General features: G+C 71.7%; 17 protein-coding genes and 1 pseudogene. 8 read left to right on the forward strand and 10 right to left on the reverse strand.

The features are described from left to right. Nucleotides 1-388: pseudogene (locus DTB53_RS30025) on the reverse strand (LacI family transcriptional regulator); the annotation flags it as partial. Nucleotides 389-1014: 626 nt separating this feature from the next. Between DTB53_RS30025 and DTB53_RS30030 the strand changes: the two are divergent. Further along, on the forward strand, nt 1015-3459 hold the full coding sequence (locus DTB53_RS30030; protein ID WP_012382064.1) for an RICIN domain-containing protein: 2445 nt from the start codon (nt 1015-1017) through the stop codon (nt 3457-3459). Nucleotides 3460-3502: 43 nt separating this feature from the next. After that, entirely contained in the window at nt 3503-5854 is a 2352-nt protein-coding gene (locus DTB53_RS30035) for a glycoside hydrolase family 2 (protein WP_042497746.1), read from the forward strand. 105 nt (nt 5855-5959) lie between these two features. Here the strand turns inward: DTB53_RS30035 and DTB53_RS30040 are convergent, their stop codons facing one another. Both DTB53_RS30040 and DTB53_RS30045 read right to left on the reverse strand, forming a co-directional pair. Next, nucleotides 5960-7636, reverse strand: a complete 1677-nt coding sequence (locus DTB53_RS30040) for an alpha/beta hydrolase (protein WP_075025245.1) — start codon at nt 7634-7636, stop codon at nt 5960-5962. Between the two features lie 246 nt (nt 7637-7882). Beyond that, complete coding sequence (locus tag DTB53_RS30045; protein WP_012382061.1) at nt 7883-11179, reverse strand: glycoside hydrolase family 2; 3297 nt, start codon at nt 11177-11179, stop codon at nt 7883-7885. Nucleotides 11180-11540: 361 nt separating this feature from the next. On the opposite strand from DTB53_RS30045, the gene DTB53_RS30050 reads away from it, so the two are divergent. Continuing rightward, nucleotides 11541-11957, forward strand: a complete 417-nt coding sequence (locus DTB53_RS30050) for an ATP-binding protein (RefSeq protein ID WP_003970914.1) — start codon at nt 11541-11543, stop codon at nt 11955-11957. Nucleotides 11958-12583: 626 nt separating this feature from the next. On the opposite strand, the gene DTB53_RS30055 is transcribed toward DTB53_RS30050, so the two are convergent. The 4 genes from DTB53_RS30055 to DTB53_RS30070 all read right to left on the reverse strand — a co-directional run bounded on the left by DTB53_RS30055 (nt 12584) and on the right by DTB53_RS30070 (nt 15461). Further along, complete coding sequence (locus DTB53_RS30055; protein WP_012382059.1) at nt 12584-12970, reverse strand: YkvA family protein; 387 nt, start codon at nt 12968-12970, stop codon at nt 12584-12586. An 86-nt stretch (nt 12971-13056) separates the two neighbouring features. Then, on the reverse strand, nt 13057-13323 hold the full coding sequence (locus DTB53_RS30060) for a WhiB family transcriptional regulator (protein WP_030703082.1): 267 nt from the start codon (nt 13321-13323) through the stop codon (nt 13057-13059). 140 nt (nt 13324-13463) lie between these two features. Beyond that, nucleotides 13464-14567 carry a PP2C family protein-serine/threonine phosphatase gene (locus tag DTB53_RS30065; protein ID WP_012382058.1) on the reverse strand — a complete coding sequence of 368 codons (1104 nt, stop codon included), beginning with the start codon at nt 14565-14567 and terminating at the stop codon, nt 13464-13466. Between the two features lie 60 nt (nt 14568-14627). After that, nucleotides 14628-15461, reverse strand: coding sequence for a Scr1 family TA system antitoxin-like transcriptional regulator (locus tag DTB53_RS30070; RefSeq protein ID WP_012382057.1), 834 nt, complete (start codon nt 15459-15461; stop codon nt 14628-14630). A 178-nt stretch (nt 15462-15639) separates the two neighbouring features. On the opposite strand from DTB53_RS30070, the gene DTB53_RS30075 reads away from it, so the two are divergent. Further along, on the forward strand, nt 15640-16050 hold the full coding sequence (locus tag DTB53_RS30075; protein ID WP_075025191.1) for an ATP-binding protein: 411 nt from the start codon (nt 15640-15642) through the stop codon (nt 16048-16050). Between the two features lie 17 nt (nt 16051-16067). Here DTB53_RS30075 and DTB53_RS30080 read toward each other — a convergent pair whose 3' ends face one another. Together DTB53_RS30080 and DTB53_RS30085 are read right to left on the reverse strand one after the other, a co-directional pair. Next, nucleotides 16068-16793, reverse strand: a complete 726-nt coding sequence (locus tag DTB53_RS30080; protein WP_012382055.1) for a ribonuclease H family protein — start codon at nt 16791-16793, stop codon at nt 16068-16070. Nucleotides 16794-16855: 62 nt separating this feature from the next. After that, nucleotides 16856-17650 carry an SDR family NAD(P)-dependent oxidoreductase gene (locus tag DTB53_RS30085; protein WP_003970907.1) on the reverse strand — a complete coding sequence of 265 codons (795 nt, stop codon included), beginning with the start codon at nt 17648-17650 and terminating at the stop codon, nt 16856-16858. Nucleotides 17651-17840: 190 nt separating this feature from the next. On the opposite strand from DTB53_RS30085, the gene DTB53_RS30090 reads away from it, so the two are divergent. Beyond that, nucleotides 17841-19739 (forward strand): ABC transporter ATP-binding protein, encoded by a 1899-nt coding sequence (locus tag DTB53_RS30090; RefSeq protein ID WP_012382054.1) that lies wholly within the window; start codon nt 17841-17843, stop codon nt 19737-19739. Between the two features lie 97 nt (nt 19740-19836). On the opposite strand, the gene DTB53_RS30095 is transcribed toward DTB53_RS30090, so the two are convergent. Next, nucleotides 19837-20154, reverse strand: coding sequence for a hypothetical protein (locus DTB53_RS30095; protein WP_042497738.1), 318 nt, complete (start codon nt 20152-20154; stop codon nt 19837-19839). 151 nt (nt 20155-20305) lie between these two features. Here DTB53_RS30095 and DTB53_RS30100 point away from each other — a divergent pair, with 151 nt between their 5' ends. From DTB53_RS30100 to DTB53_RS30110, 3 genes are all read left to right on the forward strand, one after another. After that, complete coding sequence (locus DTB53_RS30100; RefSeq protein WP_012382052.1) at nt 20306-21001, forward strand: class I SAM-dependent methyltransferase; 696 nt, start codon at nt 20306-20308, stop codon at nt 20999-21001. A gap of 316 nt (nt 21002-21317) precedes the next feature. Continuing rightward, nucleotides 21318-21914 carry a carbonic anhydrase gene (locus tag DTB53_RS30105; protein ID WP_012382051.1) on the forward strand — a complete coding sequence of 199 codons (597 nt, stop codon included), beginning with the start codon at nt 21318-21320 and terminating at the stop codon, nt 21912-21914. Nucleotides 21915-21989: 75 nt separating this feature from the next. After that, entirely contained in the window at nt 21990-23459 is a 1470-nt protein-coding gene (locus tag DTB53_RS30110; protein WP_003970902.1) for a SulP family inorganic anion transporter, read from the forward strand. The last annotated feature ends 3 nt before the right edge of the window (nt 23460-23462 follow it).

The raw sequence follows: 23462 nt of genomic DNA on the forward strand, positions 1-23462 counted from the left end.
CTCCCTGCGCCAGCATGTCCTGGATGTCGCTGATCTGCTTGGACAGCTGGGACTGGGCGTTGGTGGTGAGGAGCTTCTTGACGCCGATCTTCGCCGCCTCGTCCTTGATGGACTGGGTCTCGGCGATCCGGAACGGGTTGGCCTCCTTCTCCGACTGGGAGAAGCCGACCACGGCGTCCTTGAGGTCCAGTTTCGGCGCACCGTAGGTTTCCAGCTTGCAGCCGGCGCCGGACGAGGAATCGGGGGTCTTGGCCTCCTGCGCGCCCTGACTGCTGTCGCCGCCCGCGTTGCTGGAGGTCTCCGACTTGGCGCAGCCGGCGGCGGCCAGCGTGGCGGCGGCGAGGACGCAGGCCACGGCGAGGGTACGGGATCGACGCTGGATCATCATGCGCGGAACGCTCCTTGGCGGGTTGACGGCACGCTGATCGGCGTGCGGTCGGGCATGCGGGACGAGGCATCGGCTGCTCTGCGGCCGCTGCCGCCGCGCTCCTCACACCCCCGCTCCGTCCTGCGGAAACAGTGGTGGTGAGAGTTTGTGCGGCCTGCCGGCGGCTCGGTTTACAACGTTATATATGCGGTGCGGCGCGGGCGGCAAGAGCGATGTCGATGCGTTTTCAAAATGTGCCGACGGACCACCGGGCCCATCCTCCGGCCGCCAACTCGCCTTTCGGCAAAGGCTCTGCGCGAAGCCTGGACAGCCGCCCGGCACCGTGCTGTCATACCGCCGGACACGCGATTTTCAACGTTGCAAGAACGGTGGCCGTCCGCCGCCCCGCCGTGCGGCGGCGGCCTTCGGCGTGCGCCCGGCCGTCCGCCGCCCCCTCGCCCCGGCCGGCCGGCCCCCGCCCCGCGACCTGCCGCGCCCCGTTCACCGCTCCGCCGCACGCCTGTCGCACGTCAGCCGCACAGCGCACCGCCCAGCAGCCCCGCCCCGCACGGCCACGGCGCCGTGCGGCCACCCCCACCGAGCCGGCCGCGGCACAGGCGGCCGGCCCGAGAGCAGGAGCCGCATCGATGCCCCTGAACCGCAGGCAGCTCATCACCTCCGCGGTGGCCACCGCGATCACCACCGGCGCGACGAGCCGGTGGGCGACCGCCGCTACCCCCGGCCGCCACCGGGTCCCGGCCGCCCGCGGCGGCCACTACTCCCCCAACGCCGCCCCGCTGCACCCCACCGCGTTCCTGAAGCTGCCCCCGGGCAGGGTGACGGCGCACGGCTGGCTGGCCGGCCAGCTGAAGCTCCAGCTGGAGGGGCTGTGCGGCCGGTACGAGGAGTTCTCGCACTTCCTCGACTTCACGGCCACCGGCTGGGTCCGCCCGGACCGGGCCGGCTGGGAGGAAGTCCCCTACTGGCTGCGCGGATACGCCGATCTGGCGATCGTCACCGGGGACGCGACCGCGCTGGCCGCCACCCGCCGCTGGATGGACGCGATCCTCGCCACCGGGCGGTCCGACGGCTTCTTCGGCCCGGAGGCGCTGCGCACCTCACTGAACGGCGGCCCCGACTTCTGGCCGTTCCTCCCCCTGATCCAGGCCCTGCGCTCCTGGCAGGAGTACACCGAGGACAACCGGATCATCCCCTTCCTCAGCCGCTTCTTCCGCTACATGAACGCCCAGGGCCCGGGCGCCTTCGACACCAGCTGGATCGCCCTGCGCTGGGGCGACGGCCTGGACAGCGTCATGTGGCTCTACAACCGCACGGGCGACGCCTTCCTCCTGGACCTCGTCGACAAGATCCACCGGTACGGGGCGGACTGGGGCGACAACCTGGTCGACCCGCACAACGTGAACATCGCCCAGGGCTTCCGGGAGCCCGCCCAGTTCGCACTGCGCAGCGGCTCGGCCACCGACACCCGCGACACCTACGGCACGTACGCGAAGGCCATGGACGCCTACGGGCAGTTCCCCGGCGGCGGCTTCGCGGGCGACGAGAACGCCCGACCGGGGCACGGCGACCCCCGCCAGGGCTTCGAGACCTGCGGGATCGTCGAGTTCATGGCGAGCCACCAGCTGCTCACCCGGATCACCGGGGACCCGCTGTGGGCGGACCGTTGCGAGGAGCTGGCGTTCAACTCGCTGCCGGCCTCGCTCGATCCGTCGGGCAAGGCGGTGCACTACATCACCTGCGCCAACAGTGTGGACCTGGACGACGTGCCCAAGCGGGACCGCCAGTTCCAGAACCCGTTCGCGATGCTGGCGTACCTGCCGGGCGTCGACCAGTACCGCTGCTGCCCGCACAACTACGGCATGGGCTGGCCGTACTTCACCGAGGAGCTGTGGCTCGCCACCCCCGACGGCGGGCTCGCGGCGGCGATGTACGCGCCGAGCGAGGTGACGGCGAAGGTCGCGGACGGCACGGAGGTGACGTTCGTCGAGGAGACCGGCTATCCCTTCACGGACACCGTCACCCTGTCCCTCACCGCACCGAAGCCGCTGGCCTTCCCCTTGGTCCTGCGCGTCCCCGCCTGGTGCGCGGATCCGGACATCCGGGTCAACGGGCAGCGGGTGGCCGCTCCCTCAGGCCCGGCCTTCACCCGGATCGAGCGGACCTGGTCCAGCGGCGACCGGGTCACCCTGCGGCTGCCGCAGCGGACCACCGTACGCACCTGGGCGGAGAACCACGGTTCCGTCAGCGTGGACCACGGGCCGCTCACGTACTCGCTGCGGATCGGCGAGGAGTACGAGCGGATCGGCGGCAGCGACGCGTTCCCGGAGTACGCGGTGCACGCCACGACCCCGTGGAACCACGGCCTCGTCGTGGACCCCGCCCGGCCGGCCGCGTCCCTGCGCCTGCGCTCCACGGGCCGGGCCCCCGGCGACCATCCGTTCACGCTCGACGGCACCCCGCTCACCATGACCGCCCGCGCCCGCCGTATCCCGGAGTGGACGGCGGACGACGAGCACGTGGTCGCGCCCCTCCAACCGAGTCCGGCGCGCTCGACGGAACCGGTCGAGGAGGTCACGCTCGTGCCGATGGGCGCGGCCAGGCTGCGGATCACGTCGTTCCCGACGGTCGCCCCGGACGCCGAACCGTGGCTCGCGGACCGCTGGTACCGGATCGCCAACCGGCACTCCGGCAAGGTGCTCGGCGTGGACGGCATGTCGACCGCGAACAGCGCCCACGTGGTGCAGTTCGGCGACACCGGCACGGCGGACCATCTGTGGCGGCTGGTCGCCAACGGCGACGGCTGGTACCGGATCCGCAACCGGCACTCCGGCAAGGTGCTGGGCGTCGACCTGATGTCCACCGCGAACAGCGCGCACGTCGTCCTGTTCGACGACAACGACACCGCCGACCACCTGTGGCGGCTCGTTCCGGACGGGGGCGGGTGGTTCCGGATCCGCAACCGGAACTCGGACAAGGTGCTCGGCGTGGACGGGATGTCCACGGCCGACAGCGCGCACGTCGTGCAGTACGACGACAACGGGACGGCCGACCATCTGTGGCGGCTCCTCTGAAGCCGCTTCTCACCTCCCCGGTATGACTACGAAAGGGATGTCCATGCGACCAGCACCCGCACCCCGCCGCCGCACCTGGTGGCGGAGATTAACGGCCACCACCGGCCTCCTCGCCCTGGTGGCCACCGCCCTCGTGGGGACCGGCACCGCCCCGGCCGCCGCCGCGCCCGCCGCCTGGGAGCCGAAGCCCGCGCCCATGACGACGCCCTGGACGAACAGCGTCCCCGTCGACAAGCCGCTGCCGGAGTATCCGCGCCCGCAGCTGACCCGCCCCGACTGGACGAACCTCAACGGCATCTGGGACTTCGCGGTCACCGGCCGTGACGCCGGACAGCCGGCGACGTTCCCGGAGCAGATCCGGGTCCCGTTCGTCGCCGAGTCGGCGCTCTCCGGCATCCAGCGCCGCATCACCGAGAACGACAAGCTCTGGTACAAGCGGACCTTCACCGTCCCCGCGAACTGGAACAACCGCCGGGTCAAGCTGCACTTCGGGGCCTCCGACTGGCAGACCACGGTCTGGGTCAACGGCACCCAGGTCGGGGCACACAAGGGCGGGTTCGACGCGTTCGCGTACGACATCACCCCGCAGCTCAACGGCGGGACGAACACAGTCGTGGTCTCCGTCCACGACCCGAGCCAGACCGGCGGCCAGGCGGTCGGCAAGCAGCGCATCAACGACGTGAAGCCGCACCCGGGCGGCGGGATCTTCTACACCGCGGCCTCCGGCATCTGGCAGACGGTCTGGCTGGAACCGGTGGCCTCCGCGCACATCACCCGCCTCGACATGACGCCCGACCTGGGGAACAACACCCTGCGGGTGAAGGTCCAGACGGCGGGCGCGGCGGGCCGGAGCGCCCGGATCACCGTCTCCTCCGGCGGTACGGTCGTGGGCACGGCGACCGGCGCGGTGAGCGGCGAGATCTCCGTACCCGTACCGAATCCGCGGCTGTGGACGCCCGAGGATCCGTTCCTGTACGACGTGAAGGCGGATCTCCTCGACGGTTCGGCCGTCACCGACACCGCGGGAAGCTACACCGGCATGCGGTCGATCGGGATCGCCAAGGTCGACAACATCCTGCGTCCGGTGCTCAACGGGAAGTTCGTGTTCCAGACGGGCACCCTGGACCAGGGGTACTGGCCGGACGGCATCTACACCGCGCCGAGCGACGCGGCGCTGAAGTACGACCTCCAGGCGCACAAGGACCTCGGGTTCAACATGGTCCGCAAGCACATCAAGGTGGAGCCGCAGCGGTGGTTCTACTGGGCGGACAAGCTGGGTCTGCTGGTGTGGCAGGACATGCCGTCCATGGACACGGGCAAGGTGCCGGACGGGCCCGCGCGCACCCAGTGGGAGGCGGAGTACCGGAACATCATCGACCAGCACCGCAGTTCGCCCTCGGTGGTGATGTGGGTCAACCAGAACGAGGGCTGGGGGCAGTACGACCAGGCGAGGATCGCCGACGAGGTGAAGGCGCAGGACCCCTCGCGTCTGGTCAACAACATGAGCGGGGTCAACTGCTGCGGCTCGGTCGACGGCGGCAACGGCGACGTGGTGGACAACCACATCTACGTCGGCCCCGGGAACACCGCGCCGAGCGCCACCCGGGCGGCCGTGCTGGGCGAGTTCGGCGGGCTCGGCTACAAGGTGCCGGGCCACGAGTGGTATCCGGGCGGCGGCTTCAGCTACGAGGACCAGCCGAGCATCGCCGCGCTCGACAACCGGTTCGTCGGTCTCCTGGACGCCATCCGGATCGGCCAGCTGCCCGCCGGGCTCTCCGCGTCGGTCTACACGGAGATCACGGACGTCGAGAACGAGGCGAACGGGCTGCTGACCTACGACCGCCAGGTGGTGAAGGTCGACACGGCCCGGGTGAAGGCCGCCAACCATGCCCTCATCCAGGCGTCCCGCAACCCCGCTCCCCCGGTGAACCTCCCCACCGGGCAGTACAGGTCGCTGCGGGTCACCACCCCCGGGCACACCACGAAGCACCTGCGCCACTACGACGGGCTGGCCTTCACCGAGGTGGTGAACAGCGGGAGCCCGGCCGTGCTGAAGGCGGACGCCACCTGGAAGATCGTCCCGGGGCTCGCCAACAGCAACTGCTACTCCTTCGAGTCCCGGAACTACCCCGGCGAGTTCCTCCGCCACCGGGAGTTCCGGGTCCGTCGTGACGCCGACGACAACTCCGCGCTGTTCAAGGCGGATGCGACGTGGTGCGCGGTCGCGGGCAACGGCGGGGTGCGGTTCACGAGCGCCAACCTGCCGGGCAGCTATCTGCGCCACATCGACTCCGCGGTGTGGCTCGCCACGCCGGGCGGGGGGCAGCCCTTCGACAGCCCGGCGCTGTTCACCGAGGACACGACGTGGGCGGTGGACGCGCCGTGGGCGCCGTGACCTGACCAGGGGCATGCCCAGGGGCCCGGCTGCGGCGGAGGACATTCCCTCCGTCGCCGCCGGGCCCCCTTTTTTCACGGGAGCCGTACGGCCGGGCTCAGCGGGTCAGAAGCGGTTCGGGGCGCGTTCCGGGACCGGGGACCCGGGGAGCGCGTCCGGCTTCTCGTTCTGGCGTGCCTGCGCGTTCGACGCTGCGGTCGCCCTGCAGGTCACGTCCTTCGCGGGCAGCTTGCCGGTGGACAGGTAGCGGTTGACCGCGCCGTCCGCGCAGGCGTTGCCGCTCGGGTAGACACCGTGGCCTTCGCCGCCGAGGACGGTGACCATCTTCGAGCCCTTCAGCTGGGCGTGCAGCGCCTGGCCGCTGGGCAGCGGGGTCTGCGAGTCCCACTCGTTCTGTACGACCAGGGAGCCGACCTTGTTCTTGACCACGGTCACCGGCTCGGCGGACTCTCCCCAGAAGGCACAGGGTTTGATGCTGGACGCGAAGTCACCGTAGAGCGGGTAGCGGCCCTTGTCCGCGATGGCGTCCCGCCGGTAGCTCTCCGGATCGCGGGACCACGCGGCCGAGTTGTCGCCGCACACCACGGCCCAGAAGCCGGCCGTCATGTTGTCGGCGGGGGTCTCGGCGGCGAGTGCGGCCTTCCCGGCCCACTCGGGCGCCGGGGCCCCGCCGCCCTCGGTGATCCGGGCGAGCTTCTTCGCGGAGGCGGGCCTGCCCTCCGCGGCCTTCCTCAGCTCGACGAACGCCTCGGTGGCCGAAAGCGGGCTGAAGACCGCCGACCGCATGCCACTGCGGACGTCGTCACCGGTGACCGGTTGCCCGTCCAGGTCGATGGGCTTCCGGTCGGCCCGGGCGACGAGGTCCCAGAAGGTCCAGTCGACCTTCTTCGGGGTGTCCCCGAGACCGTACGTCTTCGAGCGTGCGGCGGCCCACTCGGTCCACCGGTCGAACGCGGGCTCCGCTCCCTCGGCCCACCACTGGACCATCCCGCGCCAGGCGCGCTGCGGGTCGACCGCGCTGTCCAGCACGAACCGGTCGGCACGGCCCGGGAAGAGCTGGGCGTAGACGGCCCCCAGATAGGTGCCGTAGGAGTAGCCGACGTAGGAGATCTTCTTCGATCCGAGGATCGCCCGCACCAGGTCCATGTCGCGTGCCGTGTTGCGGGTCGTGATGTGCGGGAGCCTGTCCCCCATCTTCTCGCGGCACTTGTCCGCAACGGTCCGCGCCCAGGCGACGTCCTTCGCGTACGTCGCCGCCTTGTACGGCCGCAACCACTCCTCCTGCTCCGGTGTGAGGTTGCAGGAGACCGGGCTGGAGCGGCCCATCCCCCGCGGGTCGAAGCCGACCAGGTCGTAGCTCTTGAGCACGGAGCTCGGCAGTTCCTCCTTCAGCATCGTCGGCATCCACAGCCCCTCGCCACCGGGGCCGCCGGGGTTGGAGAGGAGGATGCCGCGCCGCTTGCCCGGCTCGGCGGTCCTGATCCGGGATATCGCCAGGTCGATCCGCTTGCCTCCGGGTTTCCGGTAGTCCAGCGGGACCTTGACCGTGGCGCACTGGTACTCCGCCGGGCCCTCGGCGTCGCACCGCTTCCACCGGGGCTTCTGCTTCGCGTAGCGGTCGAGCGCGCTCGTGGCGGCGGGTGCGGGCGAGGAGACGGCCGAGGGGGTCCCGGCCGAGGGGGCGGCAGCCGGGGCCGCGGTGGCCGTCGAGACGGCGAACGCTGGTGCGAGCGTCGCCGTGACACTCACGGCCACCAGGGGCGCGAGGCGTCGTCTGCGCACGATATCGATCCTTCCGGTCGCATGTTCGGACAGGAGGATCTTGTCGGACCTGTGCACACGCGCGTATCCCTCCCGGGGCCCCAACTCCCGTACGCCTCCGGAATGACGGCAACCGTCAGGAATGGTCCGCGGGTTGGAGAACCTTTCCTGCCGCGCCGAATCCCCTGCCGTCCCGGATCCGCTGCGCCTCCCGGCGCGCCCGGGGCTTCCGGGACGCGCCGGGAGGGGATCCGCCGTGTTCGCGGGCTACGGTCGCTGACGGCCGTGGAGCGCTGACACCTCCTCGGCGGTCAGGGCCTTGTCGTAGACCCCGACCTGGTCGACGGAGCCGTTCCAGAAGTCGCCCCGGGCACCGTCGTACTGGGCCCGCCCGACGGAGAGCGGGCCGGTGCTCACATCGGCCGGCCCGGCCGCGGTGGTGGCGGCGGGCTTCCCGTCGACGTACAGCGTGATCTCGTCGCCCTTGCGGACCCCGACCAGGTGGTACCACTTCCCGGTCTCCGGGGTGATCTCCCATCGGGCGCGCTTGCCGCCGGGGGTGGAGAAGGCGAACGCGCCCTGTCCGTACTGGAGGTAGAAGGGGTTCTCGGTGCGGCGGCCGTCCTGGCTGACGACCGTGGCGTAGTTGCCGGGCAGGGCGTCGAGCGAGGCCCAGGCGGAGACGGTGTAGTCCTTGGTGGTGTCCACGACCGGACCTGAGCTCTGCGCGTACTGCCCCTCACCGTCGAACGTCAGCGCCGAGCCCGTGACGCCCGGGACCCAGGACGAGCCGCCCTCCAGCGTCAGGTGGGCCTTGTTGGGGCCGCTGTCGCGGGCGGTCGTGCCCGTGTTCTCGTCGAGCGACCAGGAACCGCCGCCCTTCAGCTCGTCGCGCTCACCGGCGGCGGCCCCGGCGGCGATGACCTGGCGGTTGATCTCCCGAACCTTCTTCGGGTCGACCTTGATCTCTCGGCGGTCGTACGTCCAGAGCCCGTTGAGCTCGTTCTCCAGATCGCTGACCTGGGTGTAGACGGAGCCGGACAGTTCCGCTCCGGCGGCGGCGAGGTAGTACGTACGGGTGTTGTCGACGTACTTCGCGGTGAGCGCGGCCTTGTCCGCCACGCCGGAGTAGATGTTGGCCGGGGCGCCGGGCCACATGTGACCGGGTGTCCGCAGCGTGAAGCCGCCGTGCTCGCCGTCCATCGCGGCGCGACGGTCGTCCGGGAAGGCCGGGTCGTTGTTCACGTAGTCGTGGTGGTCGATGATCTCGCCCTTGCCGGAGTCCCCCTTGGAGGCGCAGCAGTTGACACCGCTGTGCGCGTTGACCACGCGGGACGGGTCCAGCGCCTTGACGTCCTCGGCGATCTTGCCGGTCTCCGTGCGGTCCCACTCGCCCCAGCCCTCGTTGAAGACGATCCAGCCGCTGATCGAGGGGTAGTTGTGGAACTGCTTCATCAACTCCTTGCCCTGGGTGAGGAAGGCGTTCTTGCCGGCGTCGTTGTCGATGTCGGCGTTGACGAAGTCCTGCCACACCAGAAGTCCGAGCCGGTCTGCGTGGTAGTACCAGCGCGGCGACTCGACCTTGATGTGCTTGCGTACGGCGTTGAAGCCGAGGTCCTTCTGGGCCTTCAGGTCGAAGGTGAGGGCCGCGTCGCTGGGCTGGGTGTACAGCCCGTCGGGCCAGAAGCCCTGGTCGAGCATGGCGAGGGAGAAGAAGGGCTTCCCGTTGAGGACGAGCTTCTGGTAGCCGCCGACCTTGTCGACCTTCAGCTGCCGCATGCCGAAGTAGCTTTCGACGCTGTCCTTGGAGCGGCCGTCGGTGAGGGAGACGTCGAGGTCGTACAGGTAGGGGTCGTCGGGCGACCAGAGGTGCTGGTTTGTGAGCTGGAGGCCGAGCTTGCGGTTGGCGGGGCCGCTGACCGTGCCGACGACCTTGCCCTTGCGGTCGCGGGCGACGGCCGTGATCCGGGCGTCGGCGGACGCCTTGTCGGAGTTGACCGTGACCGCGAGGCGGCCGGTGTCGATGTCCGGGGTGGTGGTCAGGGAGTCGATGGCGGCGGGGGCGACCGGCTCCATCCACACGGTCTGCCAGATGCCGGAGGTCGGGGTGTAGACGATGCCGCCGGGGTTGGTGGACTGCTTGCCCTTGGGCTGGTTCGGTCCCGTCCTGTCGGTGACCGCGACGACGATCTCCTGGGGGCCGCTGCCCAGAAGCGCATCGGTGATGTCGGCGGTGAACCCGGTGTACCCGCCGGTGTGTTCGGCGACCTTGGTGCCGTTGACCCACACGGTGGACCGGTAGTCGACGGCGTCGAAGTTGAGCTTCAGCCGCTTGCCCTCGCCGGACGCGCCCTTACCGCCCTTGCCGATCGACCAGTTCTTCGGCACGGTGACGAGCTTGCGGTAGAACATGTGGTCCTCGTCGCGCTCCAGGCCGGAGAGCTGGGACTCCACCGGGAACGGCACGATGATCTTCTCGTCGAGCTTCTTGCCGAAGACCGGCTGCTCGCCCTCGGCGGCCCCGGCGAACTCCCAGGGGCCGTTGAGGTTCTTCCACTGGTCGCGGACCTGCTGCGGCCGGGGGTACTCGGGCAGCGGGTGGTTCTTGTCCAGCTTGTCGCCCCAGGGGGTGGTGAGGCGGTGCGTGGAGAGGTTCTTGGCGGTGCGGCCGATCTCCGGGACGGTCTCCGCGCCCGACTTCAGGCCGCCCTTGCCGTCGTAGACGACCTTTACCCGCTGGTCCTTCAGGACGGGCGCGGCGAGATCGATGATGAGCGCCCTCGGGTTGTCCGAGGCCCGGTTCACCGACTTCACCGGCATCGGCGAGGTGTCCACCTCGATCTTGAGGTGCTCCTTCACCTTCCGCCAGTCCGCGACCCGGTCCCGGAAGGTGGCCTGGAGGCGCTTGCCGTTCTTCGCGATGCCGAGGGCGACCGGGTAGACCTCGAAGTCGGCGGGCGGGGTGAACGCGGACTCGGGGACGATCTGCTTCTTCAGACCGTCGGCCTCCCAGCGCAGGAACATGCTGGCGCCGCCGGTGTCCTGGAACATCTCCAGCTTGAATGCGTGCTTCTCCCCGGCTTTCAGGGAGATCGGAGCGCTGTGCTGCTCCTTGTCCCAGTCCGGCTCCCAGTGGTCGATGACAACGTTGCCGTCGAGATGGAGGCGGAAGCCGTTGTCGCCGATGGCGGAGAAGGTGTAGTCGCCGGTCTCGGGAGCTTCGAGCTGCCCGGTCCAACGGGCCGTCGTGTGCTCGGTCCTGCCGGTCGCCGACTCGAACGTCCCGGTGAGACCGGGGAAGTTGATCTCGGGGTCCAGGGAGGTGGCGCCGAGTTCCGCGAAGTCACGGGCGCCCGGGGCGGACATGCTGAAGTACTCGCCCTTCAGCCCGTGGACATCGGTGACAGGGTCGTCGGCCGTGAAGGTCCGCTCGGCGGCCTCGGCCGGGACGGCGGGCGCGGCCGCCGCCGTCGGGACCAGCAGGGCACCGACCGGTACGAGCAGCGCCGCAGCGCAGGTCAGGGCCCTGAACAGGGCACGGGGGCGCGGGTGTTGTCGTCTCAAGGCGTCGTCCTCGTCGCAGATCCGGGGTGCCTCGAACCAGCGAGGCACTGCACATAGTCGAACATTGAGCCACAGCACCAAACACTGCACAACGGTCGTGCACGCAGAATTTTCAACGATAGAAATCTGGCCGCCGGCGACCGCCGCGGCACCCCCCGCCGGTGGGCCGGGGCCGCGGACCCGTGGAGCACGCCCCGCCAGGCCGCGACGGCGCGACCTCCGCCACACGCGCTCCGCACGTCCTGCGCGCTCCACGCGCTTCACTCGGCCGCACGCGCTTCACCCCTGCGGGCTTCCATGAAATATCGTTTCGGGGGTACCCGAACGTCAGCCAGGAAGCTCACGCGACGGGGTGGAAACCATGAACGACCGCATTCTGATGACACTTTCACCGGACGGTGAGACCCGCACCGACTTCGTCTGCCGACCGGAGAAGGCCGCCGACGCGCGGGACGCGGTCAGCGCCTTCGTCGCACGGCTGCACCCGGCGCCGACCTCGCACATGGTCCAGAACCTGCTGATCCTCGTGTCGGAGCTGGTCACCAACGCCGTCCGGCACGCGGGGGCCGTCACCGCGCTGTGGCTGACGGCGGACCGCAGGGGCGTCCACGTCCGCGTCACCGACCCGAGCCCGGCGCACCCGCAGGACCGGACACCCGACCTGACCGGCCTGAACGGCGGATTCGGCTGGCCGATGATCCAGCGGCTGGCGCAGGAGGTTCGGGTCCGCGACGCGGCGAACGGCGGGAAGGTCATCCTCGCCACGGTGCCGCGCTGAGACCGGGACACCGAACGCCTCGTCGGTGAGTGCCGATCGCTCCGTATGAGTTCGGCGGATACGCATCGATTGACGCAGGGGAGAGCGGTCCGCGACGCCGACCGCGCCCGCATGCGTCGTGGAGACGTCGTGGAGACCAAGACCGATCCGGGCTCCGCGGTGATGAGTCCGAGCCCGGCTGCGCCCGAGTCGCCGCAAGAGCCTCACGGACGCCCTGAGCCCCACCAGCCGGGTGCCGCGCATCACCGACCACGGTTACCAGGACGAGGACGGTAGGCAGTCGACATACCGGGCCCTGTTCCCGGCGGGCACGCCGCTTCCTCGTCGACGACCCGCCTGTCTATGTACCCGAGGCCCCTGGCTCGCCTCCTCGCCCCCGCTTCCTGGTCCGGGGACGCCCGTCGCAGCCCGCGCCGGACGACACGACGTCGCAGCCCGGTGAGCGTGCGGCGAGTTCCGAACCCCCGCCGAAAACGCGCCGGGAACCCCGAGCCGTCCCCGGAGTACCGGGCGGCCGAGCCGGCGCCCCGAGACCCCGCCGGGCTCGCGATCCTTCCCGCGGCCACCCGTGGCCCCGCTCCCGGACGCGCGGAGGCCCGCATGGGGGACAGCCTCGCGGGGGCTCCTCAGCCGAGGAGCCCCGGGTCCGCGGGGCGGGGTTCGGTCTCGCGGGCCCGGCCCCGGCCCGCGGTCTCGGGGCGGCTCCCCGACGGGGCGTTCTTCGCCCGCTTCCCCGTGCGCACTCCGGCGGCCGAGGCCGCGGAGTGGAGGGAGCGCAGGGCGACCAGCAGGAAGCCGATGTCGTCCAGGTAGACGGGGTCGGGCAGCAGGTCGACCGGTGACACGGTGTAGATGACGGCCGCCCAGACGAGCGCCTTGCTGCGCAGCGGGATCCCGGCGTCGACCAGCAGCTTCCTGGCCCTGAGGACGCGCACCAGAAGCACGACGGCCGAGGCCAGCATGATCAGCACGGCCACGGCGCCGAGAACGAGCCAAACAGTGGTGGTGTCCATGGCTCATCGTGTACCCATTCCTCCCCGGACGACGAACCCGTGACGGTGCTGTTGTCGTCCGGGGCCGGGGAGTACCGCGGTCCGGCTCAGGCCGCGCCGCGTCCCCGGGCATCCGCCCGCCTGCGGTTGCGGCGCTTCAGGGCGCGCCGCTCGTTCTCGGAGAGGCCTCCCCAGATGCCGGAGTCCTGTCCGTTCTCCAGGGCCCACTCCAGGCAGGCGGCCTGCACTGGACAGGTCCGGCAGACGGCCTTGGCCTCCTCGGTCTGGACGACGGCGGGGCCCGTGCTCCCGATGGGGAAGAACAGGTCCGGGTCCTCCTCGCGGCAGGCGGCGTGCAGGCGCCAGTTCTCGATGCTGCTCAACTCCGCTCACTCCCGATGTCGATGCGTCGTACGTCGGTTGCCGTACGTGTCTTCCGTGCGGGTGACCGTTGACCGGCGCCTCAAACCCGTATCGGGCGGGTCATGTGGCCCGCCGCGACCGACGGCGGCCGTCACCTGTGCGGGCGGACCCGCGGGCGGTGCAGCGCGAGGAGCGCCTGATCGTCCTGGATCCGGCCGCCGGTGTGGTGCCCCACGTCCTCGATCAGCAGGTGGAGGATCTGCGCCGGGGTGGCCGGGTCTCCGATCAGTGCGCGGTGGTGGACGAGGAGGGGCAGCCGGACGGACGCGTCGTAGAACACCCCGGACTCGTCGCGGGCCTCGGTGACCCCGTCCGTGTAGAGGACGAGGGTGGCGCCGGGCGGGAACCTGAAGGTGTCGACCGGACACGGCCAGGTCCCCAGGGCGCTCATGCCGAGCGGGGGCGCCTCCTCGGAGGGTTCGAGGACGGTGGCCCTGCCCTCGGCGTCCAGCAGCAGCGGTGGCGGATGCCCCCGGTTGACCACGCGTACGACGTCGAGGTCGTCGGCGAACTCGGCGATCAGCGCGGTGGTGAACCCCTCGTCCTGCTCCTGGCCGCCGCGTCGGCCGCCCTCGTGCAGGAGGGCCCGCTCCAGCGCGGCCACGAGGCCGGGCAGGTCCTCCGCCTCGTCCGCCGCGTACCGGAAGGCCCCCAGATCCGCGCAGACCGCGCTGACCGCGCCCAGCCCCTTGCCCCGGACGTCCCCGACCATCACGCGCACCCCGTGCGGAGTGTCCTGGACGACGTAGAGGTCGCCGCCGATCATGGCCTCGTCCTCGGCCGGCACGTACCGGGCGGCGATCCTGAGCTCCCCGAGGCGCGAGGGAGGCCTGGGCAGGACGGCGCTCTGGACCACCGCGGCGATATGGCGCGCGCGTCGGGTCCGGGCGTCCCGTCCCTCCAGGGCACGGTTGATGAAGACGGCCAGCACGGTTACGGCCAGGAGGGTGAGCTGGTTCGCGACGCCGCGCTGCCAGCCGAAGGTGCCGTCGTGCCAGGCGAGGACCGCGTGGACGGCCATGGCGAGCGCCCCGGTGGCGATGATCCCGCGCAGGCTCAGCAGGGGCGCGGCGGCGACCGGGGCGGCCATCAGCAGGGGCGCCGAGGTGACGTCCGTCGGGGTCACCAGGTCCAGCACGACGCCCAGCACGATGACCCCCAACGGGATCCACTTGGCCCTGCTCAGCCGCACCACTCCCCCACGCTGTACGGCGTCGGCGCCCGCCGCATCCCGGGCGGCGCCCCGGGGTGGGGGTCACTCCGGCAGCGGGGTCCCGGGGCCGGGTGCGGCGGCGCACGCCGCGTCCAGCCGGATGCGGTGGGCCATCACGGCCTCGGGATCGTCCACGATGTCGACCCGGACACCCGGGGTCTCCAGCACCGCCTGGTCCCCGATCTCGGGAGCGGGCACCCGCAGGATGTGCAGGGGCGGTACGCCGGTCAGGGGGTGCGGAGGGTGGTCCAGGGGCACCACCTGGACGGTGACGTGCTGCTCCTTCATGGCCTCGGCCAGCGCGGCCCGCTGCCCGTCCATGGTGGCCCGGTCGCCGACCCGCGTACGGAGGGCCGCTGCCGGGAACAGGGCCCACAGGGCGGCCCCGCGCTCGCCCATGCGGCGGCGGCGCTCCCGCAGCAGCTCGACGCGGCGCTCCCGGCGCGCGGGGGTGTCCTCGGGGTACTGCGTGCGGTAGAGCGCGGCCGCGTACGCGGGGGTGCGCAGCAGTTCGGGCACCAGCGCCGGGTGCCAGGTCCGTACGAGGCTCGCCGAGGTCTCGACCCCGATGACGTCCTGCTGCCAGCCGTCCATCGCGTCCCGCCACCGGTGCCACCAGCCGGGCAGGTTCGCGGCCGCGAGTTTGGCCATGATGGGCTCGGACACGGTGGGCGGAACGCCGTAGCAGCGCAGCAGTTCGCCGACCTGCCTGGGGTCGAGTCCGGTCTCGGCGCGTTCGATGCGCCGGACGGTGGCAGGGTGGGCGTCCAGCGCCTCGGCCGCGGCCCGGAGGCTGATTCCCGCGCGTTCCCGCAGCATACGGAGGCGGACCGCGAGAACGCGGTGCTCCACGGTGGGACCTGAACGGGCTCGCATGCGCAGAACCTCCGTCGTCGAGCCCCGGGGCGGAGCACTACACACTCTGTCGCTTGCAAAGTATGCGTTTTGCGTCGAGAGTGCATACATGTCGGAAATAGTCAGTTGCGCGGAGCGTGCTCCCGATGACGGAGGTGCCGGAGGTGGCCGAGGTGCACACAGCTGGTGGGTTCCCCGATTGCCCGGCGGCGTCCCGGAGGCCCGGCACCGGGTCCAGGAGGCCATGCGGGCCTGGGGCGAACCGGCCGAACGGATCGAGGCCGCGGCACTGATAGTGACCGAGCTGGTCACCAACGCCGTGCAGCACACCAGCACCCGGCGGATCCGCTGCCGGCTCCTGCGTTCCGCCGACGGCGTGCGCATCTGCGTGTGGAATCGCGGCCGGGCCCGCATCCCGGCGCCGGCCTCACCCGGCGACACGGCGGGCCTTCCCGTCGGCGAGGCGCCGACGGCCGGCGATCTCGACGCCGACGGCGCGCTCGACCGCCTCAGCGAGGACGGCAGGGGCCTTCTGCTCGTCGACGCGCTGGCCGCCCGCTGGGGCACCCGCGCCGCGCTGGCGGGCCGGCTCGTGTGGGCCGACCTCTGAGACTTCCTCCCGTCCGATCAGGCGGGAGCCGTACGGCACTCCGGGTGACCCCAGCCGTTCGGGTTCTTGGCGATCGGCTCCTGGGCCGCGTACGGCTTGCCGCAGTGGCACCGGCCCGCGAAGCGCGCCTTGATCGTGCCGCCGGACCGTCCGCTCCGGGACGCGCCCCCGGCACTCCGCCCCTTCGCGCCGCGCGAGCCGCCGCCCGCCGCCCCGGCCGTCTCCGCACGCCCCTTCGTGGCCCGCGCGGGCGAGGGCACCGGCAGAGCCGTCGCCCCGTGCGCCGTACCGGCCGGAAGCTGGGTGACCGCCACCTCGTCGGCCGCCTGGTCGGCGATCGCGTTGAGCGGGTCGCCGTTCACCTGGTGGGCGGGAACGTAGCGGAACGTCACCGGGCGGTCGGCGAGCAGGGCGTCGATCCGGGTGACCAGCTCGCGGTTGGCGACGGGCTTGCCGGCGGAGGTCTTCCAGCCGTTGCGCTTCCAGCCCGGCAGCCACTTGGTGACGGCGTTCATGGCGTACTGCGAGTCCATCCGCACCTCGACGCGTACCGCCGGATCGATGGACTCCAGCAGCTGCGCCAGGGCCGTCAGCTCCGCGACGTTGTTGGTCGCGGTGCCCAGCGGACCGGCCTCCCAGCGCACGGGTTCGCCCAGCGCGTCGGCGACGACCCACGCCCAGGCGGCCGGCCCGGGATTCCCCTTGGACGCCCCGTCACACGCGGCGATGATGCTCTCGTTCATCCCTCGATCATGCCAGCCCGGCATGACCGCTCCGACCGTCCGCCGGGTGCCGGGTCGCCCGCTCAGGGCAGGATCGAGTCCACGTAACCGCCGTCGACCCGCACGGCGGCCCCGGTCGTCGCCGAGGCCTGCGCGGAGCTGAGGTAGACCACCAGGTTGGCGATCTCCTCGGGCTCGATGAGCCGCTGGAGCAGCGACTGCGGCCGGTGCAGCCGCATGAACTCCCGCTGCGCCTCGTCCCAGGGCAGCTCCCTGTCGACCAGCTCGTACACGAAGTCCTCCACGCCGCCGGTGTGCGTGGGTCCGGCGATCACGGAGTTCACCGTCACCCCCGTGCCCGCCGCTTCCTTGGCGAAGCCCCGGGAGACGGCGAGCAGCGCGGTCTTCGACATGCCGTAATGGATCATCTCGGCGGGGATCACGATCGCGGAGTCGCTGGCGATGTTCAGCACCCGGCCCCAGCCCCGCCCGGTCATCCCGGGGAGGTAGTGGCGGACGAGGCGCACGGCGCTGAGCACGTTCGTGTCGAAGTAGGTCCTCCACTCCGCGTCGGTGATCTCCAGCGGCGGCCGGGACCCGAAGATGCCGAGGTTGTTGACGAGGACGTCGGCCGCGGGCACGGCCGCGTACAGCAGCTCGGCGCCCTCCTCGGTGGTCAGGTCGCAGGCCACGCAGGCCACGGAGGCGTCCGGCACCGCGGCGCGAACGGACCGCGCCGCCTCGTCCAGTCGCCCCCGGGTCCGCCCGGTGAGGACGACCCCGGCACCCGCACCGGCCAGTCCGGTGGCGATGGCGAGGCCGATGCCCTGCGAGGAGCCGGTCACCACCGCGTTCCTGCCCGTCAGATCGATACGCACGCCGCTTCTCCCTCATCCGCCGGTCGAGGCCGTCCCCGCCAGGCTCGCACCCCCGCTCCCGGCCCGCCCACCGGCCTTGACCTCAAGCGAACTTCAGGTTCTAGCGTTCCCTGTGACCCCGGGGCCGCACGGCCACCGGGATCCGCAGGCCGTCGGGGGATCCGGGGGCCGTCAGACCTCGGAGCGCCCCATGGACATGGAAGTCACCGCGTGGCATTCGCTGCACAGCGCGATGAACGCCCAGCAGGACCGCCGGCCCTTCTCCCGGACGGCGTTGCGCCGGATCATGGCCTTCGCGGGACCGCACCGGCGGCGGATCAACCGCTTCCTGCTGCTGAGCGTCCTGACGGCGCTGCTCGCGGTGGCCACCCCGCTGCTGGCCGGGAAGGTCGTCGACGCGATCGTGGACGGCGCGGACACCGGGACCGTCACCCGGCTCGCCCTGCTCATCGCGGTCATCGCCGTCGCCGAGGCCGGTCTCGGCCTGCTCACCCGCTGGCTCTCGTCCACGCTGGGCGAGGGGCTGATCCTGGACCTGCGCACCGCCGTCTTCGACCATGTGCAGAAGATGCCGGTGGCCTTCTTCACCCGGACCCGGACCGGCGCCCTGGTCAGCCGCCTCAACAACGACGTGATCGGCGCGCAGCGGGCCTTCAGCAACACGCTCTCCGGAGTCGTCTCCAACGTCGTCACCCTGCTGCTGACGCTCGCCGTGATGCTCACGATCTCCTGGCAGATCACGCTGCTGTCGCTGGTGCTGCTCCCGGTGTTCGTCGTGCCGGCCCGCCGGATGGGGGCCCGGATGGCGGGGCTCCAGCGGGAGGCCGCCGACCACAACGCCGCGATGGGCACCCAGATGACCGAGCGGTTCTCCGCCCCCGGCGCGACCCTGGTCAAGCTGTTCGGCCGCCCCTCGGACGAGTCCGCCGAGTTCGCCGCCCGCGCCGACCGGGTGCGCGCCATCGGTGTCCGTACGGCGATGGCGCAGTCGGCGTTCATCACCGCCCTCACCCTGGTCTCCGCGCTGGCGCTGGCCCTGGTGTACGGGCTCGGCGGCTACTACGCCCTGCGCGGCAGCCTGGACCCGGGTGCCGTCGTGGCGCTGGCGCTGCTGCTGACCCGGCTGTACGCGCCGCTCACCGCGCTGGCCGGGGCCCGGGTCGAGGTGATGAGCGCGCTCGTCAGCTTCGAGCGGGTCTTCGAGATCCTCGACCTGAAGCCGCTGATCGAACAGAAGCCGGACGCCCGCCGGGTGCCGGAGGGCCCGGTCTCCGTGGAGTTCGACCAGGTGTCCTTCGGCTACCCCACGGCCGAGAAGGTCTCCCTCGCCTCGCTGGAGGAGGTCGCCACGCTCGACGACCGGGGCGGCGCCACGGTCCTGCACGACGTCTCCTTCCGCGCCGAACCCGGCCAGATGATCGCCCTGGTGGGCTCCTCCGGGGCGGGCAAGTCGACGATCGCGCAGTTGCTGCCCCGGCTGTACGACGCGGACGCCGGTTCGGTGCGGCTGAACGGTGTCGACGTACGCGATCTGAGCGCGGACTCGATCCGGGACACGCTCGGCATGGTCACCCAGGACGGGCACCTCTTCCACGAGTCGGTGCGGGCCAACCTGCTGATCGCCCGGCCCGACGCCGCCGAGAACGACATCTGGGACGCCCTGCGCCGCTCCCGGCTCGACGGTCTGATCGCCTCACTGCCCGACGGGCTCGACACGGTGGTCGGCGAGCGCGGCTACCGGCTCTCCGGCGGGGAGCGCCAGCGCCTCACCATCGCCCGGCTGCTGCTGGCCCGCCAGCGGGTGGTGATCCTCGACGAGGCGACCGCGCACCTCGACTCCACCTCGGAGGCCGCCGTCCAGGAGGCGCTGGCCGAAGCGCTGGCCGGCCGGACCGCCCTGGTGATCGCCCATCGGCTCTCGACCGTACGGGCGGCCGACCGGATCCTGGTGGTGGAGGCGGGCCGGATCGTCGAGAACGGCACGCACACCGAGCTGCTGGCGGCCGGCGGGAGGTACGCGGAGCTGTACCGCACCCAGTTCGAGCGGCCGTCGCCGGAGGAGAAGAGGCCGGTCCAGCCGGTCCGCTGAACCGGCGCCCGAGCCCCGCGCCCGCGTCCACGCCGTCCGGCCCGACTCACCGGCCGGACGGCGTGGACGCGGGCAGCCGCGGCTTCCGCCGTCGTGGTCAGGCCGGGCCCCGCGTGCCCGGCCCGACCCGGACGGCGGGGCGCAGGGTCGCCCGCACGGCGGGGCGCAGAGCGGCCCGGTCGGCGGTCCGCAGCCGCCGCAGCGCGTGGCCGCCGCACCGGCGCCACTCCCTGGGCGACACCCTCGGCCGGTGACCGCCGCTGGTGACGAGCGCGTTCACCGACGTCATCGGGTCCGCCGCCATGGTCTTGGCCAGCAGCGCGCCGACCACGAGCGGCAGCAGCGTGACGGCCAGGGCGGAGCCGGCGGTGGTGACGTGCTGGATGCGGGGGCGGCGCGGCGCTTCGGAGGTCATGCGCCCATCGAACAGCGGGCCCTGAGGACGCGACATCGGGGAAGGTACTCAGGGGTGCGGCACCGGCATACTCAGGCGCCCGCGGGGGGACGCTCACAGCGGTCGGGGACGCGGACACCGGCCGGCCGCGGAGCACGGAAGGATCGCCTCGATGGGTGAGCGCCAGGGACTCGGTGACGGCGGGGAGCCCCGCGACGACCAGAAGATCGCGTCCGCGGGCGTCGGCCGCAGGCATCCGGCGGCCGCGGTGTTCGACGCGCTGGGAGCCGAGTACGAGCGGGCCTTCGCCGCTTCGACGGCCCACCGCGCGTCGCTGGAGCGGCTGCTGGCGGAGCTGCCCCCGGGGAGCCGGGTGCTGGACGTGGGCAGCGGGACGGGCCGGCCCACGGCGCGGACCCTGGCGGACGCGGGGCACCGGGTGCTGGGCGTCGACGTGTCGCCGGTGATGACCGCGCTCGCGGCCCGGCAGGTGCCGGAGGCGGAGTTCCGGTGTGCGGACGTCCGCGATCTCCCCCTGGCCGAAGGCGAGTTCGACGCGGTCTGCGTGTACTTCTCGCTGTTGCAGCTGGAGCGGGCGGACCAGCGCGCGCTGCTGGAACGGCTCGTGCGGTCACTGCGGCCCGGCGGGCTGCTGGTCGCCGCGACGGTGCCGGTGGACGCCGCGGGCGTCGACGCGGTGTTCATGGGGCAGCCCGTCCGGGTCTCCAGCTTCGGCGCCGAGGAGTTCACCGCCCTGATCGCGCGGGCGGGGATCGCCGTGGAGTGGGAACACAGCGCGCTGTTCACCCCCGATCACCCGGCCGGCGCACCCGAGCCGCATTTCTTTCTGCACGGCCGCCGCCCCTGACGGCGCAGCCTTCCCGGGCGACACTCCCCACCCATTGGCTATCACAAAGAACAAGCCGAATGAATGACATGGGTGGCGCATTTGCGTTCCTTCACAAGAAGGTAATGCGATAGCAAAGTTCTGGTCGATATGCTCAGCTGAAGTCGTATCCGCGAGGAGCGATCGGAGTGGGCTTCACGGCGACCGCCATCCGGCGAAACGCAAGGTGGGGCACCCTCGGAATTCCGAACATCCATTCGGCAGTAAATAGCGCATTCGTCAATATGACCCGACCACACCGCTCCCCGGTACCGCCGGATGCAGGAGGCAGGCCACCATGCAGTCCCTCGTAGAACACGCCCGGACATTCACCGAGCACGTCGCCGCGAACGCAAAGCAATTCGAACAACTCGCGGACGGCCAGACCCCCGAAGCACTCTTCGTCACGTGCTCGGATTCGCGTGTCGTCCCCTCGCTGATCACCGGCGCCCGCCCCGGTCAGCTTTTCGAACTCCGCACCGCGGGAAACATCGTGCCGCCCTACCCGGCACAGGACCGGCCCGCGGGAGAGGCCGCCACCGTCGAGTACGCCCTGCGCGCGCTCCAGGTGCGCGACATCATCGTGTGCGGGCACTCCCACTGCGGCGCCGTGGGCGCCGTGTTCCGCGGCGACGACCTCTCCGCCATGCCCGCCGTCCGCCACTGGCTGGAGCACTGCACGGACGGCAGGGATCCCGCGGCGGACCCCGACGACCTCCCCCTGGCGATCCAGGCCCATGCCCTCGCCCAGCTCGACACCCTGCGGGGGTACCCCGCGGTGCGCGAGCGGCTCGCCGAGGGCACCCTCGGTCTGCACGCCTGGTACTACGAAGTGCACACCGGCTCCGTCAGCGTTCACCGGCCGGAGCGCGGGACCGAGTTCGCCCGCCTTTGACGGGTTTCCCTCCCCCCACGTTCGCGCGCCCGGCCCGGGAGCCGGGCGCGACCGTACCCACAAGGGAAACCCACCGTGATTTCCGCGAAGGAACTCAAGAACCCCCACGTCGTACGACGCGACCTGCTGGCGTCACTCGTCGTCTTCCTGGTCGCCCTGCCGATGTGCGTCGGCGTCGCCGTCGCCTCCGGGGCGCCGGCCGAACTGGGGCTGGTCACCGGCATCGTCGGCGGGCTGGTCGTCGGCTTCCTGCCGGGCAGCAGACTCCAGGTCAGCGGTCCGACCGCCGGACTCACCGTGCTCGTCTACGAGGCGATCACGGAATTCGGCCTCGGCACGCTCGGCCCGATCGTGCTGGCCGCCGGACTGCTCCAGGTGGTGCTGGGCCTGGCGCGCTTCGGCCGCTGGTTCCGCGCCATCTCCGTCTCCGTGGTGCAGGGCATGCTCGGCGGCATCGGTCTGATCATCGTGCTCGGCCAGATGTACGCGATGGCCGACGCCGAACAGCCGGGCAGCAACCTCGCCACACTGGCCGGACTTCCGGGGCTCGCCGTCGAGATCGTCACGAACCGCGAGGCCATGACCGCCTTCGGCCTGGGTGCCGGAACGGTCGCCGTACTGCTGGTGTGGCCGAAGCTCCCGGCCGCCGTACGCCTCGTACCGGCGCCCCTCGTCGCGGTCGTCCTCGCCACCTCCGTCGCCTCCCTGGCCGGGCTGCGGCCGGCGGTGGCCGATGTGAACGGGCTGCTCCAGGCCATCACCCCGCCCGGCGGGGCGGAGTTCGCCCGGCTCGCCGATGTGGCGGTCATCGGCACCGTCCTGGCCATCGCCCTGATCTCCTCGGCCGAGAGCCTGTTCAGCGCGGCGGTCGTCGACCGGATGCAGGACGGCCCCCGCACCGACTACGACAAGGAGCTGGTGGCCCAGGGCGTCGGCAACACCCTCTGCGGGGCGCTCGGCGCGCTCCCGATGGCCGCGGTCATCGTCCGCAGCACCACCAATGTCCAGGCCGGGGCGACCACCGCGCTCTCCCGGATCGCCCACGGGCTGTGGCTGCTGCTCCTGGCCGCGCTGCTGCCCGCCGTCGTCGGGATCATCCCGCTGGCCGCGCTGGCCGGGATCCTCGTCCATGCCGGGTGCAAGCTCGTCCCCGCCAAGGAGTTCGGCCCGCTGTGGCGCGAACACCGCGGCGAGGCCGTGCTACTGGCGGTCACCGCGATCGCCATCGTCGTGACGTCCCTGTTCGAGGGGGTCGTGCTCGGCCTGCTGCTGGCCGTGGTCAAGTCGGCCTGGGAGACCTCGCACGTCCAGCTCACCACCCATGAGCTGACGGGCGGCCGGGTCGTGGTGACCCTCACCGGGAACGCCACCTTCCTGCGACTGCCCCGCATCCTGGAGCAGTTGGAGAGGCTCCCGCAGGACCAGCCCATGGAGCTGGACCTGACCGGGCTGCGCCACCTCGACCACGCCTGCCGAGTCGCCCTGGAGAACTGGGCCAGCCGGCACAACAACGCGGAGATCGCACCGGTGACGATCCGCCGCTAGGTC

Source organism: Streptomyces griseus (assembly GCF_900460065.1).
GTDB lineage: Bacteria > Actinomycetota > Actinomycetes > Streptomycetales > Streptomycetaceae > Streptomyces > Streptomyces griseus.

Bases quoted from the DNA above. Each gene is read 5' to 3' on its own strand.
- DTB53_RS30030 (WP_012382064.1), top strand. From the start codon at position 1,015: ATGCCCCTGAACCGCAGGCAGCTCATCACCTCCGCGGTGGCCACCGCG.
- DTB53_RS30035 (WP_042497746.1), top strand. From the start codon at position 3,503: ATGCGACCAGCACCCGCACCCCGCCGCCGCACCTGGTGGCGGAGATTA.
- DTB53_RS30105 (WP_012382051.1), top strand. From the start codon at position 21,318: ATGCAGTCCCTCGTAGAACACGCCCGGACATTCACCGAGCACGTCGCC.
- DTB53_RS30090 (WP_012382054.1), top strand. From the start codon at position 17,841: ATGGACATGGAAGTCACCGCGTGGCATTCGCTGCACAGCGCGATGAAC.
- DTB53_RS30095 (WP_042497738.1), bottom strand. From the start codon at position 20,154: ATGACCTCCGAAGCGCCGCGCCGCCCCCGCATCCAGCACGTCACCACC.
- DTB53_RS30100 (WP_012382052.1), top strand. From the start codon at position 20,306: ATGGGTGAGCGCCAGGGACTCGGTGACGGCGGGGAGCCCCGCGACGAC.
- DTB53_RS30070 (WP_012382057.1), bottom strand. From the start codon at position 15,461: ATGCGAGCCCGTTCAGGTCCCACCGTGGAGCACCGCGTTCTCGCGGTC.
- DTB53_RS30055 (WP_012382059.1), bottom strand. From the start codon at position 12,970: ATGGACACCACCACTGTTTGGCTCGTTCTCGGCGCCGTGGCCGTGCTG.
- DTB53_RS30080 (WP_012382055.1), bottom strand. From the start codon at position 16,793: ATGAACGAGAGCATCATCGCCGCGTGTGACGGGGCGTCCAAGGGGAAT.
- DTB53_RS30050 (WP_003970914.1), top strand. From the start codon at position 11,541: ATGAACGACCGCATTCTGATGACACTTTCACCGGACGGTGAGACCCGC.